Origin of the sequence: Paraburkholderia sp. RL18-085-BIA-A (assembly GCF_046027075.1) — a bacterium.
GTDB lineage: Bacteria > Pseudomonadota > Gammaproteobacteria > Burkholderiales > Burkholderiaceae > Paraburkholderia.
Genome location: NZ_JARESU010000172.1, coordinates 1 through 14758, shown reverse-complemented (window position 1 = coordinate 14758; position 14758 = coordinate 1). Strand labels below are relative to the sequence as shown.

8 protein-coding genes and 1 pseudogene are annotated in these 14758 nt (G+C 62.0%); 6 read left to right on the top strand and 3 right to left on the bottom strand.

Translation table 11 applies throughout. The annotated features are described in order from the left end of the window. Positions 1 to 135: 135 nt before the first annotated feature. Positions 136 to 1827 (bottom strand): methyl-accepting chemotaxis protein, encoded by a 1692-nt coding sequence (locus tag P0D89_RS46025; RefSeq protein ID WP_408367094.1) that lies wholly within the window; start codon positions 1825 to 1827, stop codon positions 136 to 138. A gap of 521 nt (positions 1828 to 2348) precedes the next feature. On the opposite strand from P0D89_RS46025, the gene P0D89_RS46020 reads away from it, so the two are divergent. Together P0D89_RS46020 and P0D89_RS46015 are read left to right on the top strand one after the other, a co-directional pair. Continuing rightward, complete coding sequence (locus tag P0D89_RS46020) at positions 2349 to 3617, top strand: MFS transporter (protein WP_408367096.1); 1269 nt, start codon at positions 2349 to 2351, stop codon at positions 3615 to 3617. 81 nt (positions 3618 to 3698) lie between these two features. Continuing rightward, positions 3699 to 5810, top strand: coding sequence for a propionate--CoA ligase (locus tag P0D89_RS46015; protein ID WP_408367098.1), 2112 nt, complete (start codon positions 3699 to 3701; stop codon positions 5808 to 5810). 213 nt (positions 5811 to 6023) lie between these two features. Here the strand turns inward: P0D89_RS46015 and P0D89_RS46010 are convergent, their stop codons facing one another. Both P0D89_RS46010 and P0D89_RS46005 read right to left on the bottom strand, forming a co-directional pair. Beyond that, positions 6024 to 6842: a 5'-methylthioadenosine/adenosylhomocysteine nucleosidase gene (locus tag P0D89_RS46010; RefSeq protein WP_408367124.1), complete on the bottom strand. Its 819-nt coding sequence runs from the start codon at positions 6840 to 6842 to the stop codon at positions 6024 to 6026. 41 nt (positions 6843 to 6883) lie between these two features. Then, positions 6884 to 9235 (bottom strand): UvrD-helicase domain-containing protein, encoded by a 2352-nt coding sequence (locus tag P0D89_RS46005; RefSeq protein WP_408367100.1) that lies wholly within the window; start codon positions 9233 to 9235, stop codon positions 6884 to 6886. Positions 9236 to 9420: 185 nt separating this feature from the next. Between P0D89_RS46005 and P0D89_RS46000 the strand changes: the two genes are divergently transcribed. The 4 genes and pseudogenes from P0D89_RS46000 (at position 9421) to P0D89_RS45985 (ending at position 14580) form a co-directional block, all read left to right on the top strand. Then, positions 9421 to 9738, top strand: coding sequence for a hypothetical protein (locus P0D89_RS46000; RefSeq protein WP_408378769.1), 318 nt, complete (start codon positions 9421 to 9423; stop codon positions 9736 to 9738). A 472-nt stretch (positions 9739 to 10210) separates the two neighbouring features. Continuing rightward, positions 10211 to 12656, top strand: a pseudogene (locus tag P0D89_RS45995) (type VI secretion system Vgr family protein). Then, on the top strand, positions 12656 to 14101 hold the full coding sequence (locus tag P0D89_RS45990) for a LysM peptidoglycan-binding domain-containing protein (RefSeq protein ID WP_408367104.1): 1446 nt from the start codon (positions 12656 to 12658) through the stop codon (positions 14099 to 14101). Before P0D89_RS45995 ends, P0D89_RS45990 begins: the two are co-directional and overlap by 1 nt. Next, positions 14098 to 14580 carry a hypothetical protein gene (locus P0D89_RS45985; RefSeq protein ID WP_408367106.1) on the top strand — a complete coding sequence of 161 codons (483 nt, stop codon included), beginning with the start codon at positions 14098 to 14100 and terminating at the stop codon, positions 14578 to 14580. Before P0D89_RS45990 ends, P0D89_RS45985 begins: the two co-directional genes overlap by 4 nt. Positions 14581 to 14758 lie beyond the last annotated feature (178 nt).

Genomic DNA, 14758 nt, shown 5'->3' with positions numbered 1-14758 from the left:
GTGAAACCCGACGCCAACAAGTCGAGCTGACGACGCCGACGAAACCGACAACGCATCGCCTCAAGTGACGCAGCGTGGTCCATGCGTTCAAGTTCGAGCATGAACCACGCAAGCACGATTAGCGAGCCGCACCGCTCAAATCAGCGCGTTTGACAGCCTGAATTTCCCCACCATTGCCTTCAAACCGCGCGCCTGATCGTCCAGCGATCGGGCCGCGGCGGTGGCCTGCTCCACCAGCGCGGCATTCTGCTGCGTGCCCGAATCCATCTGCGTGACCGCGAGGTTGATCTCCTCGATGCCGGCGCTCTGCTCGGACGATGCCGCCGAAATCTCGCCCATGATGTCGGTGACGCGCTTGACCGCTTTCACGACTTCATCCATCGTCGCCCCAGCATCCTGAGCCAGCGCCGAGCCATTGCCCACGCGCTCGACCGACGTGTCGATCAAACCTTTGATCTCCTTGGCGGCAGCGGCGCTGCGCTGCGCGAGATTGCGCACTTCGGCGGCGACCACCGAAAACCCGCGGCCTTCTTCACCGGCGCGCGCCGCCTCGACTGCTGCGTTCAACGCCAGAATGTTGGTCTGAAACGCGATCCCCTCGATCACGCCGATGATGTCGCCGATGCTGCGCGCGCTATCGTTGATGTCGTTCATCGTCGCAACCACGCGGCTCACCACGGCGCCGCCCTTCTCCGCGATCTCCGACGCGTTGTTCGCGAGCGTGCTGGCCTGCTTCGCGTTGTCGGCGTTCTGGCGCACCGTCGAGGTCAACTGCTCCATGCTGCTGGCAGTGCGTTCGAGCGCCATCGCCTGTTGCTCGGTGCGTTGCGACAGGTCCAGATTGCCCATCGAGATTTCGCCCGACGCGGTCGCAATCGCGTCCGCGCTCGACGCGATGTCCGAAACCGTCGTCGCGAGTCCGCTTTGCATGTCGTGGAGCGCGTACAGCATGCTGGAGCGGTCTTTGCGGCCCAGCGCGATCGGGTTCGACAGATCGCCCGCCGCGATCCGGCTGGCGATTTCCTTCGCGTACGCCGGCTCGCCGCCGAGCTGGCCGGCGAGCCGCCGCACCACCCACTCGCTGATGCCGAACGCGAGCGCGATCAGCGCGAGCGTCATCACGGCGATCATCACGAACGACGAGTGGTAGATGAAACCCGACGCGTCGATGGTCGCCTTCGCGGCGGTGCCGCGCTGCGCGACGAGTTCATCGACGAGCTTTTCGAGCTTGCCGGTTTCGACCAGCAGCGACACGTCCTGGGTGCCGACCTGCCAGTTCATCTGCGACAGGTCGAGCGGCTGCGCTTTCACGAGCGTCACGAAGTCGCGCAGATGACCGCTCCACACGGTGACGCCGGCGGCAAACGCCTTCTGCTGCTCGACCGCCTTCGCATCCGCGGTTTCGACGTACTGCTGCAGCGTGGCGAGTTGCGCGCCGAGACCGGCGAGGCCACGGTCGATGTCCGCGCCGAGTTCGTCGCGCTCCTTCGCAGTGGTCGCCGTCAGCAGCATCTTTTGCGCGCGACTCGCGCGCAGCATGTGGCCGCGCGCTTCCTCGGCCGCGCGGCTGGCGACGTGGCCCTGGTCGTAGATGGACTGTGTGGACGCATTCAGACGGCTGATCTGCGTGAGCGAAAACACGCCGATCAGCAGTGTGCCGATCAGCAGCACCGCGAACGCGACGCGCAACATCGCCTTCACCGACAGACCCTTGTGCTTCACGGCATGCGCGCGGCCGCCCTGAGCGCGCGACAGCGTCGCGTGCGCCGCCGGTTCGTCCGTCAAGAAGCCCGCGTTGTGCCGATTGCCTGGCGAAACTGCTTTCATATTCCCCGTCCCCACATGTAGACCTGCCGGAAAGGTTGGTCCGGCATTGCTGCTTATCTCTCCGGGTCTACGGCCGCCGCGTCCGCGATCTTTAATGTCTTTTGACGCCGCTCGCGCATGGCCGCCGCGTGTCGCCCGGTCCTCGACGTGCGGCTTTGTAAGCCGCGCGCCCGCGACCGTGTTTATACACGGCCAAAAATCGCCCAACCGGATTTATCAGACGACATGCCGGGGTCCCGGCCGCCGCACACGAGCAATCCGCTACCGGCGCTCTGACGGTGCAACCGGCGCCCGGTTTTGGTACGCCAGCGGCTTCTCCAATGTGCGGGCGTGTCCGATTCGCGACAAAACTTGTCCTTACAATTCACTCAAGCCACATTAAACTTCGTGAAACGACCGAAAGCGCCGGAAGTCGCGTCGAGACGCCGCGGCAACCAGAACGAAAAACGACGACCCGCCAGCAACCGCTAAACCCCTATTGGCCAGCCTTTTTCTCTCTCATCTTTTCTCTCACCCAGCGTATGGAAACGAGCCTCGATAAACGCGCCCTCGCCGGCGCATCAGCCGGAAGCGGCGCCGCCGCCCCTGCTGCTCCCGCCGCCCAGCCGGCTACCAAAATCCAGCGCACGGTCTATTCCGTGCTCGGCGCGATCAGCTTTTCGCACCTGCTCAACGACATGATCCAGTCGTTGATCCTCGCGATCTACCCGATGTTGAAGGACAACTTTTCGCTGTCCTTCGGGCAGATCGGGCTGATTACGCTGACCTACCAGATCACCGCGTCGCTGCTGCAACCGCTCGTCGGCATCTATACCGACAAGCATCCGAAGCCGTATTCGCTGCCCGTCGGCATGGGCTTCACGCTCGCCGGCCTGCTGCTGATGTCGATTGCGCCGAGCTTCGGCGTGCTGCTGGTGGCCGCGGCGCTGGTCGGTTGCGGGTCGTCGGTGTTCCATCCGGAATCGTCGCGGGTCGCGCGCATGGCGTCGGGCGGCCGGCACGGACTCGCGCAGTCGCTGTTCCAGGTGGGCGGCAATGCGGGCTCGTCGCTCGGGCCGCTGCTCGCCGCGCTGATCGTGATTCCGCACGGCCAGCGCAGCATCGCGTGGTTCTCGGTGGCGGCGCTCGTCGCGATCGTCGTGCTCACGCAGATCGGCCGCTGGTACAAGCAGCATCCGTCGGTGAAGAAGGCGCGCGGCCAGGCGGCTCACGCGACGCTGTCACGCAACAAGGTCATGTTCGCGATGGGCGTGCTGATCCTGCTGGTGTTCTCGAAGTACTTCTACCTTGCCAGCATCAACAGCTATTTCACGTTCTATCTGATCGACAAGTTCCACCTGACGGTGCAGGCCGCGCAGATCCATCTGTTCGTGTTCCTCGCGGCGGTGGCGGCGGGCACGGTGATCGGCGGTCCGATCGGCGACAAGATCGGCCGCAAGTACGTGATCTGGGTGTCGATTCTCGGCGTCGCGCCGTTCACGCTGCTGCTGCCGTACGCGAACCTGTTCTGGACTGGCGTGCTGACGGTGATCATCGGCGTGGTGCTGGCTTCGGCGTTCTCGGCGATCCTCGTCTATGCGCAGGAGCTGATCCCCGGCAAGGTGGGGATGGTCGCGGGGCTGTTCTTCGGTTTCGCGTTCGGCCTCGGTGGGATCGGCGCGGCGGTGCTCGGACAACTGGCCGACGCCACCAGCATCGCGTTCGTCTACAAGGTCTGCTCGTTCCTGCCGCTGATCGGCGTGCTGACGGTGCTGCTGCCGGATGTCGAGGGCAAGCGCGCGAAGGCGTGAGCCGGTTGTACGCAAGTTGCATTCAGGGGAAAGGCGCTGCGGCGCCTTTTTCTTTTTGCGGGGCGAGCGGGCGCAGCGGACATGGATTGCCTGACCCAGTCACCGCGCCGCTGCGTCATCGGCCCGGCATGCGGCGACCCCATTTCCGCTCATGGTGAACCCGCGTTGTCCGCCGCACGGCGCGTGCTCTATGCTTGTGCGGATACACAGCCGCACCCGCGCCGCGCAACGCGGCCGCATGCCCGACACCGACATCCGTTCACTCACGCAGCAGAAGGATCGCCGCAGATGACCAGCTACCGCGACTTCCACCGCCGTTCGATCGAGAACCCCGAGGATTTCTGGCGCGACGAAGCGCAGCGGATCCACTGGCATACGCCGTTCGACGCCGTGCTCGACCGCTCGAAACCGCCGTTCGCGCGCTGGTTCGTCGGCGGCCGCACGAATCTCTGTCATAACGCGGTGGACCGCCATCTGGCCGAGCGCGCGCAGCAGAACGCGCTGGTGTATGTGTCGACCGAAACCGGCATCGAGCGGCACTACACGTACGCCGATCTGTACGCGGAAATCAACCGGATGGCCGCGGTGATGCGCTCGCTCGGCGTGAAGCGCGGCGACGTCGTCCTGCTCTATCTGCCGATGATCCCCGAGGCGCTGTTCGCGATGCTCGCGTGCGCGCGTCTGGGCGCGATTCACTCGGTGGTGTTCGGCGGCTTCGCGGCGCCCAACCTCGCGGCCCGCATCGACGACGCGAAGCCCGTGCTGATCGTGACCGCCGACGCCGGCGCGCGCGGCGGCAAGGTGATCGACTACGCGCCGCTGATCGACGAAGCGCTCGCGCGCGCGACGCACAAGACGGCGCGCGTGCTGCTGGTCGACCGGCAACTCGCGCCCGAGCGTCTGAACGCGCGCTACCTCGTCGCCTACGAGCCGTTGCGCGAACAGTTCTTCGACGTGCACGTGCCGTGCGAATGGCTCGAATCGAACGAGCCCTCGTATGTGCTGTACACCTCGGGCACCACCGGCAAGCCCAAGGGTGTGCAACGCGACGTCGGCGGCTACGCGGTGGCGCTGGCCGCATCGATGGAGCACATCTTTCAGGGCAAGCCCGGCGACACGATGTTCACCGCGTCGGACGTGGGCTGGGTGGTCGGCCACAGCTACATCGTCTACGCGCCGCTGATCGCGGGACTAACCACCGTGATGTACGAAGGCACGCCGATCCGTCCGGACGGCGGCATCTGGTGGCGCCTCGTCGAACAGCACGGCATCAATCTGATGTTCACCGCGCCGACCGCCCTGCGCGTGCTGAAGAAGCAGGACCCGGCGCTGCTGAAGAAATCCGATCTGTCGACCCTGCGCACCCTGTTCCTCGCCGGCGAGCCGCTGGACGAGCCGACCGCCGCGTGGATCTCCGACGCGCTCGGCAAGCCGGTGATCGACAACTACTGGCAGACCGAGACCGGCTGGCCGATGCTGGCGATTCCGCGCGGCGTCGAAGCGCTGCCCACCAAGCTCGGCTCGCCGGGCGTGCCGTCGGCCGGTTTCAATCTGACGCTGCGCAACGAGCTGACCGGCGAGCCCTGCGCGCCCGGCGAAAAAGGCGTGTTGACACTGGACTATCCGCTGCCGCCGGGCTGCATGTCGACGGTGTGGGGCGACGACAGCCGCTTCGTCAGCATCTACTGGTCGAGCATTCCGGACCACCAGGTCTATTCGACTTTCGACTGGGGCGTGCAGGACGAGGACGGCTACGTGACGATTCTCGGGCGCACCGACGACGTGATCAACGTCGCCGGCCACCGGCTCGGCACGCGCGAGATCGAGGAAGCGTTGTCGAGCCACGCGGCGGTCGCGGAAGTGGCGGTGGTCGGCGTGACGGACCCGGTGAAGGGTCAGGTGGCGATGGCCTTCGTGGTGCTGCGCGGCGCGCAAGCCGATGCGGACCCCAGTGAGCGCGCGCGGCTGGAAGCCGAACTCGCGGCGACGGTCGATCGTCAGCTCGGCGCGATTGCGCGGCCGTCGCGCGTGGTGGTGGTGTCGATGCTACCGAAGACGCGCTCGGGCAAGCTGCTGCGCCGCGCGATCGCCGCGCTTGCGGAAGGACACGAACCGGGGGATCTGCCGACTATTGAAGATCCGGCCGCGTTGCAGCAGGTTCGCGAGGCGCTGGGCGAGGTGGGGAAAGCGTGAATGGGCGGGATTCGCGGGGAAGCCTGGACAGTGAACTGCGCTGTGAAACCTGGCTGGAAACTTCGCTGAAAGGCCAGGCTGAGAAGCCAGACTGAAAAAGCGAAGCTGAAAAAGACAGGCTGAAGACCCGCCCGAGCGAACCGCCAAAGAACTCAGCCCGAAAAGCGCGCCCGCCATCCAGCCAGCGTCGCGCGCTTTTCACCCATCAAGCGCTCAAACCTGCGCGTTCCGCGCATCAAGAAACCGCGTCAGAATCGCATTCGAATAAGCGCCCGCGATCTCCGTCAGAAACGACACGAACGACTCCGGGGCATGATCGTCGGCGGTATCGGAGATCGTGCGCACGACCGCGCACGGCACGCCGTATTCATGGCAGACCTGCGCGATTGCCGCGCCTTCCATCTCGACCGCGAGCGCATCCGGCAACGCAACGCGCAGCGCGTTCACACCCGCCGCACTCGCGACGAACTGATCGCCGCTGACGATCAAGCCGCGATGCACGCGCGGCTCGCGCGTGCCGAAGCGCGCCGCCGAGGCCACGCCCTCTTCCGCGACAAAACGCTCGCACGCCGCAGCCAGCCGGTCGGCCAGCGCGGCATCGGCGGCAAAACGCGACACGCCCAGCAACGGCACCTCGAAACGCGGAAACAGCGGCGACGCATCGAGATCGTGCTGCAGAAGCGCATCGGCGATGACGATATCGCCGACCCGCACGTCGTTCCCCAAGCCGCCTGCCACGCCGGTGAACACGACCGCGTCGACGTCGAACGCATGGATCAGCGCGCTGACGGTCGCGGCCGCCGCGACCTTGCCGACGCGCGCCAGCGTGACGACGCACGGCGCGCCGTGGACCGTGCCGAGGTGATAGTCGCGCTGACCGTGCGTGATCGTGCGCACGCCGGACTCGGCGCGCATCGCTTCGATCAGATCGCCGAGCTCCTGCGGCAAAGCCGCCAGAATGCCCAGCGGACGATGCGAAGCCGGCGCGCCGCCGCGCTTCGCTCCGACGTCGGGCGTACCCGAGCCGGCCATACCTGAACCCACCGTGCCAACCTTCCCCATCGCGCCCCCGCTCATTCAACCGCCTGCAATTTGGCGACCGCGAGCGCCAACCACTTCTCGCCGTGTCGCTTGAACTTGACCTGCGCCTTCGCGTCGGTCCCGCCGCCTTCGAGGGCGGTGATCGTGCCTTCGCCGAACTTCGTATGGAACACCTGCTGCCCCACGCGAAAGCCCGTCTCGGCCGCGCGCTGCTCGTTCGCGAAGGCCGGCAGCGGCGCCGGCGTCGACGACGCCGGGCCGGTATAGCCCGGCCGCGCAAACCAGTCGCGCCCATAACCCGCGTTATCCGAACGGCCGCCCCAGCGCGCGCCCGCCTCGACTTTCGGCGTGAGCCACTTGAGCGTTTCTTGCGGCAGTTCGTCGAAGAAACGCGATCGGATGTTGTAGCGCGTCTGCCCGTGCAGCATCCGGCTCTGCGCGAACGACAGGTACAAACGCTCCTTCGCCCGCGTGATCGCCACGTACATCAGGCGCCTTTCTTCCTCCAGACCGTCCGATTCCATCGCGCTGTTCTCGTGCGGGAACAGCCCCTCTTCGAGGCCGGTGATGAACACCGCCGTGAATTCGAGACCCTTGGCCGCGTGCACCGTCATCAGTTGCACGGCTTCCTGGCCGGCTTGCGCCTGGTTGTCGCCCGCTTCGAGCGATGCGTGCGACAGGAAACCGGCGAGCGGCGTCATCGTGTCCGGATTCTGCGCGGGATCGGCGATGCCGGGCGCGTCCAGCACGACGGTATTCGGATCGTCGGTGGCGACCGCCAGCTCGGGCGCGGCGGTCGCGCCCGGACGCAGCGGAATCGAGCGCGCCGGCGTGTCCATCCCGTAGCCCTCTTCGCTGACGAACGCGGCAGCCGCGTTGACCAGTTCCTGCAAGTTCTCCAGCCGGTCCTGGCCTTCACGCTCGTTCTGATAGAACTCCGCGAGACCGCTCGCACGGACCACGTACTCGACGGTTTCCGGCAGGCTCATCTGCTGGGTTTCCGCGCGCATCTTGCCGATCAGGTTCGCGAAGCCGGCGAGGCTCGACCCCGCCTTGCCCGCGACGTACGGAATCGCCGCGGCCATCGAGCAGTTGTACAGGCGCGCCGCGTCCGCAAGCTGCTCGATGGAGCGCGCGCCGATGCCGCGCGTCGGAAAATTGACGACACGCGCGAACGCGGTGTCGTCGTTCGGGTTGTCGATCAGGCGCAGATACGCGAGCGCGTGCTTGACTTCCTGGCGCTCGAAAAAGCGCAGGCCGCCATACACGCGATAGGCGATGCCCGCATTGACCAGCGTGTGTTCGATCGTGCGCGACTGAGCATTGCTGCGATAGAGGATCGCGATCTCGCTGCGCGACGTGCCGGTGCTGATGAGCGCCTTGATCTCCTCGACGATCCAGCCGGCTTCCTGCGAATCGGTCGCGGACTCGTACACGCGCACCGGTTCGCCGTGACCTGCGTCGGTGCGCAGATTCTTGCCGAGGCGGCGCGAGTTGTTGGCGATCAGCTGATTCGCGGCGTCGAGAATATGGCCGTGCGAGCGATAGTTCTGTTCGAGCTTGATCAGATGGCGCACGTTGAACTCGTGTTCGAAGTCGCGCATATTGCCGACGTTCGCGCCACGGAATGCATAGATCGACTGGTCGTCGTCGCCGACCGCGAAGATCGAGTTGCTCTCGCCCGCGAGCAGCTTGAGCCACGCGTATTGCAGCTTGTTGGTGTCCTGGAACTCGTCGACGAGAATGTGCCTGAAGCGCGCCTGATAGTGCGCGCGCAACGGCGGATTGTGCGCGAGCAGTTCGTAGCAGCGCAGCAGCAACTCGGGAAAGTCGACCACGCCTTCACGCTGGCATTGCTGGTCGTAGGCTTCGTAGAGCTCGACGAATTTGCGGTTGAAGTTGTCGGTGGCATCGACGTCTTTCGGCCGCAGCCCCTGTTCCTTCGCGTTGTTGATGAAGTACTGCAGGTTCTTCGCCGGGTACTTTTCGTCGTCGATGTTGAGGCCCTTCATCAGACGCTTGATCGCGGACAGCTGGTCCGCGGTGTCGAGAATCTGGAACGTGGCGGGCAGCCCCGCGTCGCGATGATGCGCGCGCAGCATCCGGTTGCACAGGCCGTGGAAGGTGCCGATCCACATGCCGCGCGTGTCGATTGGCAAGAGCGCCGACAGACGCGACATCATTTCGCGCGCGGCCTTGTTGGTGAAGGTCACCGCCAGAATCGTGGGGGGCGACGCGAGACCGTGCTGGATCAGCCACGCGATGCGCGTGATCAGAACGCGGGTTTTGCCGCTGCCCGCACCGGCGAGAATCAGCGCGGGCTCATTGGGGAGCGTGACGGCGGCGTGTTGTTCGGGGTTCAGATTGGCTAGCAGATCGGGCATTTTTTGGGGAGGGGCGGCAGGTCGTCCGTCATTATATGCTTCTGCAGGGGCGGGGCTTTTTTGCTTGTTGTGGGGTTTTGGCTGGTTGGGGGTGGGTTGTTTGGGGTGTTGGGTTTTCGTTGAAATCGCGGTGGGATGTTGGCGTTGACTCTGTGTTCTTGTGGTGTTGACCTTTCCTTGAGTTCATGGCTGGTCTATTAGGGAAGAGTTGCCTTTCCTTGAATTCACGGTGGTCTATCAGTGTTGCCCCTCCCCGGAATGGCACCTACTTTCTTTGCAGCAGCAAAGAAAGTAGGCAAAGAAAGCCCGAAGCCGACCGCGCCGCGCTGACGGCAACACTTCAGCAACTGGCCGGGCAGTGCCATGAAGAGGTTCGCGATTACCTGAAGGTGTTACAGCGCACCAGCCAGATTCGCGACGAACTCTCCGGCAGCGCCCTGAGCGATGACGACGACGGCGGTCAGGGGTATCTCCTGGCGGTGCCGTCTGTCATGACCCACTGACGCCAGCGCCCGGTTCCGGGCGGGTTTTCTATGCGTCTCAAACAACAGGAGTCCTATGGATGATCTAGCAGTGCTTTATCTCTACGTGGCGCTGGGTTGCGTCGCGCTGCCTATGCGGTCCTGACTGTCGCGATTCTTGCTGAAAGACGGCGGGAAAGGACAGGTCACCTGCCAGGAGGCGGCAACAGGCATCGCCCCGATGCGTCATGAATCAGACGTGCCGGATTTTCTTCAAGAATTGTCAGAACATGCCTATCCCATATTGATTCCGTTGACCTGCCGGGTTTTAGATGTTGACGTAACGGGTTTGGCAGCTAACGCTGCGTCGCTGGTCTTTTTCAGGGAGCATGGAGTGGCAGAGTTTGATCCATTGCGCCGGGGCGTCACAGGACGCCAAGCGTATTTTCTTGATGTGCCCGGCACGGACAGCGCGGCAGCGCTTTCGGTCGTGTCGTTCGAGGCAACCGAAAAGATGGGCGCACCGACCGAGGTGCGCATCGTGCTGACCCACCCGCAGCAGCTCGCGCGGGCCGACTACCTGAACCTCGATGCGGCGTTTTCCGTCGTGCCCGACGATGGTCCGCCCAGGAAGTTTTCAGGCTTCATCGCGCGCTTCTCCACGATCCACACCACGAAGGACTATGTACGGTACGAGATCGTGCTGAAGTCGCATCTGGCGCGGCTGGCGGCTGTAACCCGCAACAAGATCTTTCAGCACATGAGCACGCCGGACATTCTCGCGGCGATCCTGCGCAGTCACGGGTTCAGACCTGAGCAGATGTCGTTCCGGCTGCGCGGGCAGTATCGCAAGCACCTGTTCCGCATGCAGCGCCAGATGAGCGATCTGCCGTATGCGCATATGCTGATGGAAAAGGCTGGCATCTACTGCTTCATTCTGGAGACGGTGTACGGCGACCAGGTAGTGTTTGCAGATGACATTGACCACTACCTCTACGATCCGCAACTCATCGTACCGTACCGCGAGGCGGCGGCCCTGGAGGCGGGCGGCGTCGAGGCGGTGACGACGATCAAGACCCATACCGTGACCGTGCCGCAATCATTCACGGTCGCAGACTATAACCCGGAGCAAGCCTGGGAGCGGTTCAGGGACGAGGCCAACGTCGCGCCGCAGGATTCCACCACCTACGGCCAGCCCTACATCTACGGTACGCATCACCTCGACCAGGCGGGCGCGAAGTGGGAGGCGCAGCTTCGCCACGAGGCGGCGATTGCGCGGCAGGTTATTTACGAGGGCGGGAGCAATGTCCTCGCGTTGCAGTGCGCGCGCGCTGGAGACGGATATTGTCCTGCCCGATGCGCCGAAAGGCCAGGTAGTTATCGAGGTCACGCACAGCGGCGCGCGCGATGCGTCCTATTCAAACAGCTTCAAGGCGATCCCCGCAGACCGGCGCTTCCGGCTCCAGCTCGAACCGGAAAAATGGGCTCGCATTTCCGGTACGCTCAGCGCACGTATTTGCAGCCCGGACAAATACACCTATGGCTATCTGAATTCTGTCGGTTATTACGTAGTCCGTTTCGACGTGGATTTTGCTGACTGGCCGAAAGGTGGCGAAAGTGTGCCGCTGCGTCTGGCAAAACCGTTTGCGGGCAAGCTGCAAACCGGCATGCACTTCGTGGCGCTGGATAACGACGAAGCAGTGATTTCCTTCCGGGACGGGGACCCGGACAAGCCAGAAATCACGGCCTTCCATCACCACAGCCAGGCGCGCGACCTGGTGACGAACGACCGGCGCTGGCTCTCGCGCAACGTGATCCGCACGCAGGCGAACAACAAGGTTCGTTTTGAGGACTGGGCGGGCCAGGAAGGCATCAAGGTTAGCACGGAGCACTCAGGCAAATCACAACTGAATCTCGGTTATCTGGCTAACAACAAACTGGAGTACAGGGGCGAAGGCTATGAGCTGAGGTCTTCGGGCTGGGGCGCGCTTCGCGCGGGCAAGGGCGTGATGGTCACGACCTACGACCGTCCAGGCGCGAGTGGCAAGCAGCTTGACATGCAGGAAACCATTGCCCAGCTCGAAAGCGCGCTGGCGACCGCGAAGGCGCTTGCGGCATCGGCCAGCAGCGCGAAGGCCGAGCCTGCCGATACCGATGCACAGCAGCAGATGAAGCAGCATTTCGACGGCCTGAAGAAGCCGGCACTGCTGATGAGCACCCCCGCATCGGCGGGCATCGTCGCGGGTGGCGGCGTGCAGCTTTCGGCGCAGGACAATATCAATACCGTTGCCGGAAAGAACGCCGACGGGAGCGTACTGAAGCGGTTCACGGTCGCGGCGGGTGAAATGATTTCGCTGTTCGCCCAAAAGTTGGGTTTCAAGGCTTTTGCCGCCCAGGGCCCGGTCGAGATTCAGGCGCAAAGTGGCCCCCTGTCGTTCATCGCAGACAAGGATATAAACGTTGCGAGTGTCAACGGGAGAGTGAGTGTCGTCGCGAACAAGGAACTCATTCTCGAATGGGGCGGCGCGTTCATCCACATGAAGGACGGCAGCATTACGCTCGGCGGCCCATTCGACCTGTTCCTCAAGACGATTACGGTCCAGAAGAAGGGCAAGGCATCTCTGCAGATTCCGGTGCCCGATATGCCGCATGGCGACATCGGACCATTCAGCCAGAAGCTCACGTTTCGTGCGTTGGCAGATGGCTCGCGCATGTCAGATGTGCCGTACAAGCTGTTCACCCAGCAGGAGGACACCGCGTCATTCAAGCTCGCTAATCAAGGCAGTAGCACGACCGGTGGTTCGACCCGAACCACAAACCCGGATAGTTGCGACACAGCGGAGTCACTTTTCGGTGAGGGTGAATGGGGCACGCTCACCGATCAGGACATTGCCCGCAACGACCTTGGCACTGGTGGCATCGAAGAATGGATTAGCGACAACGGATCGGAGCAGGCGTAATGGAATATGACGTTTACACGGTAGTGCTGGGCGACACCCTTGGCAAGATCGCGAAGCAGCAGGATACGGACGTGGACGAGTTGGCTGGAATCAACAGAATTAGCGATCCGAACTTGATCTACGTCGGACAGCAGATCAAGATTCCGCGCGACTCATCCACACAGGACGAGGATTTCTACAACGAACAGTGGATCTGCTTCGTCGATCCGAACGGACAGCCGATCTGTAACCTGAAAACCCGCGTGGTGACGGCTGATCGTGACTACAATTTCACGACGGACGATAAGGGATTCATCCCGCCGATCCAGACAAAACACAAAGACGACAAACCGCAGGTTTTCGTTAGCAAGCTAGGTGGGGGCGAGAAGAAAGTCGCGACCCTTAGCGCGCCGCCCGGCGTGCACCAGCAAACATTGCGAAGCCCAAAGCACAAGATCACCGTCCCTCTTCGCAAGCATGACGGGTTGCCGGATCATGACCCTAGCAAGCCCGTCAAGCTGGAGCCGGGAGAAGTACAGCACAATCGCGATCTGGCCGGAAATCCAGTGATCAATGTTGGCGTTGAATGTCCGAACAAGGACAATCTCAGGCTCGGCCCGAACAGCAAGTATCGCGATTATATTCTTGCCGCTGCAAGAAAAAGCGGGTTTAAGCCCCAGGCAATTGCGTCGATAATCAATATCGAATCGGCCAAGAAAAAGACTGTCGTCACCAAGACATTTCAGGTGGACGGCAAGCGGATATCGAAGAGTCAAACGGTGTCCACTGGTGAGTGGGACCCGGATTCTTCGAATCCACGATCGAGCGCGAAAGGAATGACCCAATTTCTAAAAGGGACATGGCTAAATGAGGCGAAACGTGTAGGGACCTTTTCCAATCAGAAAGCGTTGACAAACGGTTGGGTGACAGCGAATGCGAGTGGTCAATGTTCTATTGTTTCCCAATACGAAACGGATATTCTGAATTTAAGAATGGATGCGGAGTGTGCCATTATGGCAGCAGTAGACTACGGTCTATCTAATTTTAGCTCGCTCGCAGCAAAAGGGTATGATTTCTCAAAGCTCAATGATGGCGAACGCGCTAAGATTCTTTACCTCTGCCATCATCTTGGTGGCGGCGATGCGTACAAATATCTGGCGGGCACTATCGTCGCAGAGGATACCTACTGGCCAGCTGAGCCGGGACACGCGCCGAAAGTGCGCAGTGTCGGGGCGAAATCGCTCCTGACAGCACAGGTCGGCAGTGCTGACACGGCGAAGCGTGCAGCGAAGTACGGAGGAAACTATGTGGAAGCCCATCGTTACTGGTTGAGCAGCCTGATCGATACAGGTGTTAATTTCAAAAACTTTGCCTGTGACCCGACCAAGCTTGAGGATGTACGTCCATTACTTGACCTCGTTGTTGCCGTAGGTGGCAAGAAAGTTAATTTTCAGGGGGTCGTATGAAAATAAAATATTTCGGATTTTTTTTGATCGCGTCGCTCTGCACCTCTAGTGCATTTGCGAACGATTCTGATGCCGAGGGGTGTCGCAACGTTAATACGATGGCTGGAAGGCTTGTTATATTGGACATTAACATGCAGGCTGATGGATTGTATAATGAGGTAAAATTAAATGGCGCTTCTTTTGATAAGCTGTATGGATTCGCCGGCTCGTGTGATAAACACACGTTAAATAATGGCTTGGTTGACCGGATGTTGGTGTACGATTTTAACAATGGTGGTTCAAATCCCCCAACTATTTCCCTATACGATTTTCGCGCCACCCCGCCTGTGGCGCTCCAGATCGGAAGTGAATTTCTTGTGGGGGGCATTAAATGGCCAAAGGATAGGGGCGTTTTACTTAAGCTGGACGGAGGAAAATATAAAGGTAGGTGGTATGAATTCGATGACGAAAAGTTAATACCAATACCTGTTCAAAAATGATTAACTTAATCCGACTCGGTGACACCACCGACCACGGCAGCGAGTCATTACCGCGTCGAAGACGATGCACTATGAAGACATAACCGCTGCCACCGCTTCGGTGGGGCTTTGTTACTCACGGAGGTGACGTGACGAAGTCGCGAACAATGTCAATACTGAGGGGATAGTGAATGGGTGC

What these genes read in the sequence shown, in the direction of transcription:
- P0D89_RS46025 (WP_408367094.1), bottom strand. Translation starts at nt 1,827, where the DNA reads ATGAAAGCAGTTTCGCCAGGCAATCGGCACAACGCGGGCTTCTTGACG.
- P0D89_RS46020 (WP_408367096.1), top strand. Translation starts at nt 2,349, where the DNA reads ATGGAAACGAGCCTCGATAAACGCGCCCTCGCCGGCGCATCAGCCGGA.
- P0D89_RS46015 (WP_408367098.1), top strand. Translation starts at nt 3,699, where the DNA reads ATGGATTGCCTGACCCAGTCACCGCGCCGCTGCGTCATCGGCCCGGCA.
- P0D89_RS46010 (WP_408367124.1), bottom strand. Translation starts at nt 6,842, where the DNA reads ATGGCCGGCTCGGGTACGCCCGACGTCGGAGCGAAGCGCGGCGGCGCG.
- P0D89_RS46005 (WP_408367100.1), bottom strand. Translation starts at nt 9,235, where the DNA reads ATGCCCGATCTGCTAGCCAATCTGAACCCCGAACAACACGCCGCCGTC.
- P0D89_RS46000 (WP_408378769.1), top strand. Translation starts at nt 9,421, where the DNA reads ATGGCTGGTCTATTAGGGAAGAGTTGCCTTTCCTTGAATTCACGGTGG.
- P0D89_RS45990 (WP_408367104.1), top strand. Translation starts at nt 12,656, where the DNA reads ATGGAATATGACGTTTACACGGTAGTGCTGGGCGACACCCTTGGCAAG.
- P0D89_RS45985 (WP_408367106.1), top strand. Translation starts at nt 14,098, where the DNA reads ATGAAAATAAAATATTTCGGATTTTTTTTGATCGCGTCGCTCTGCACC.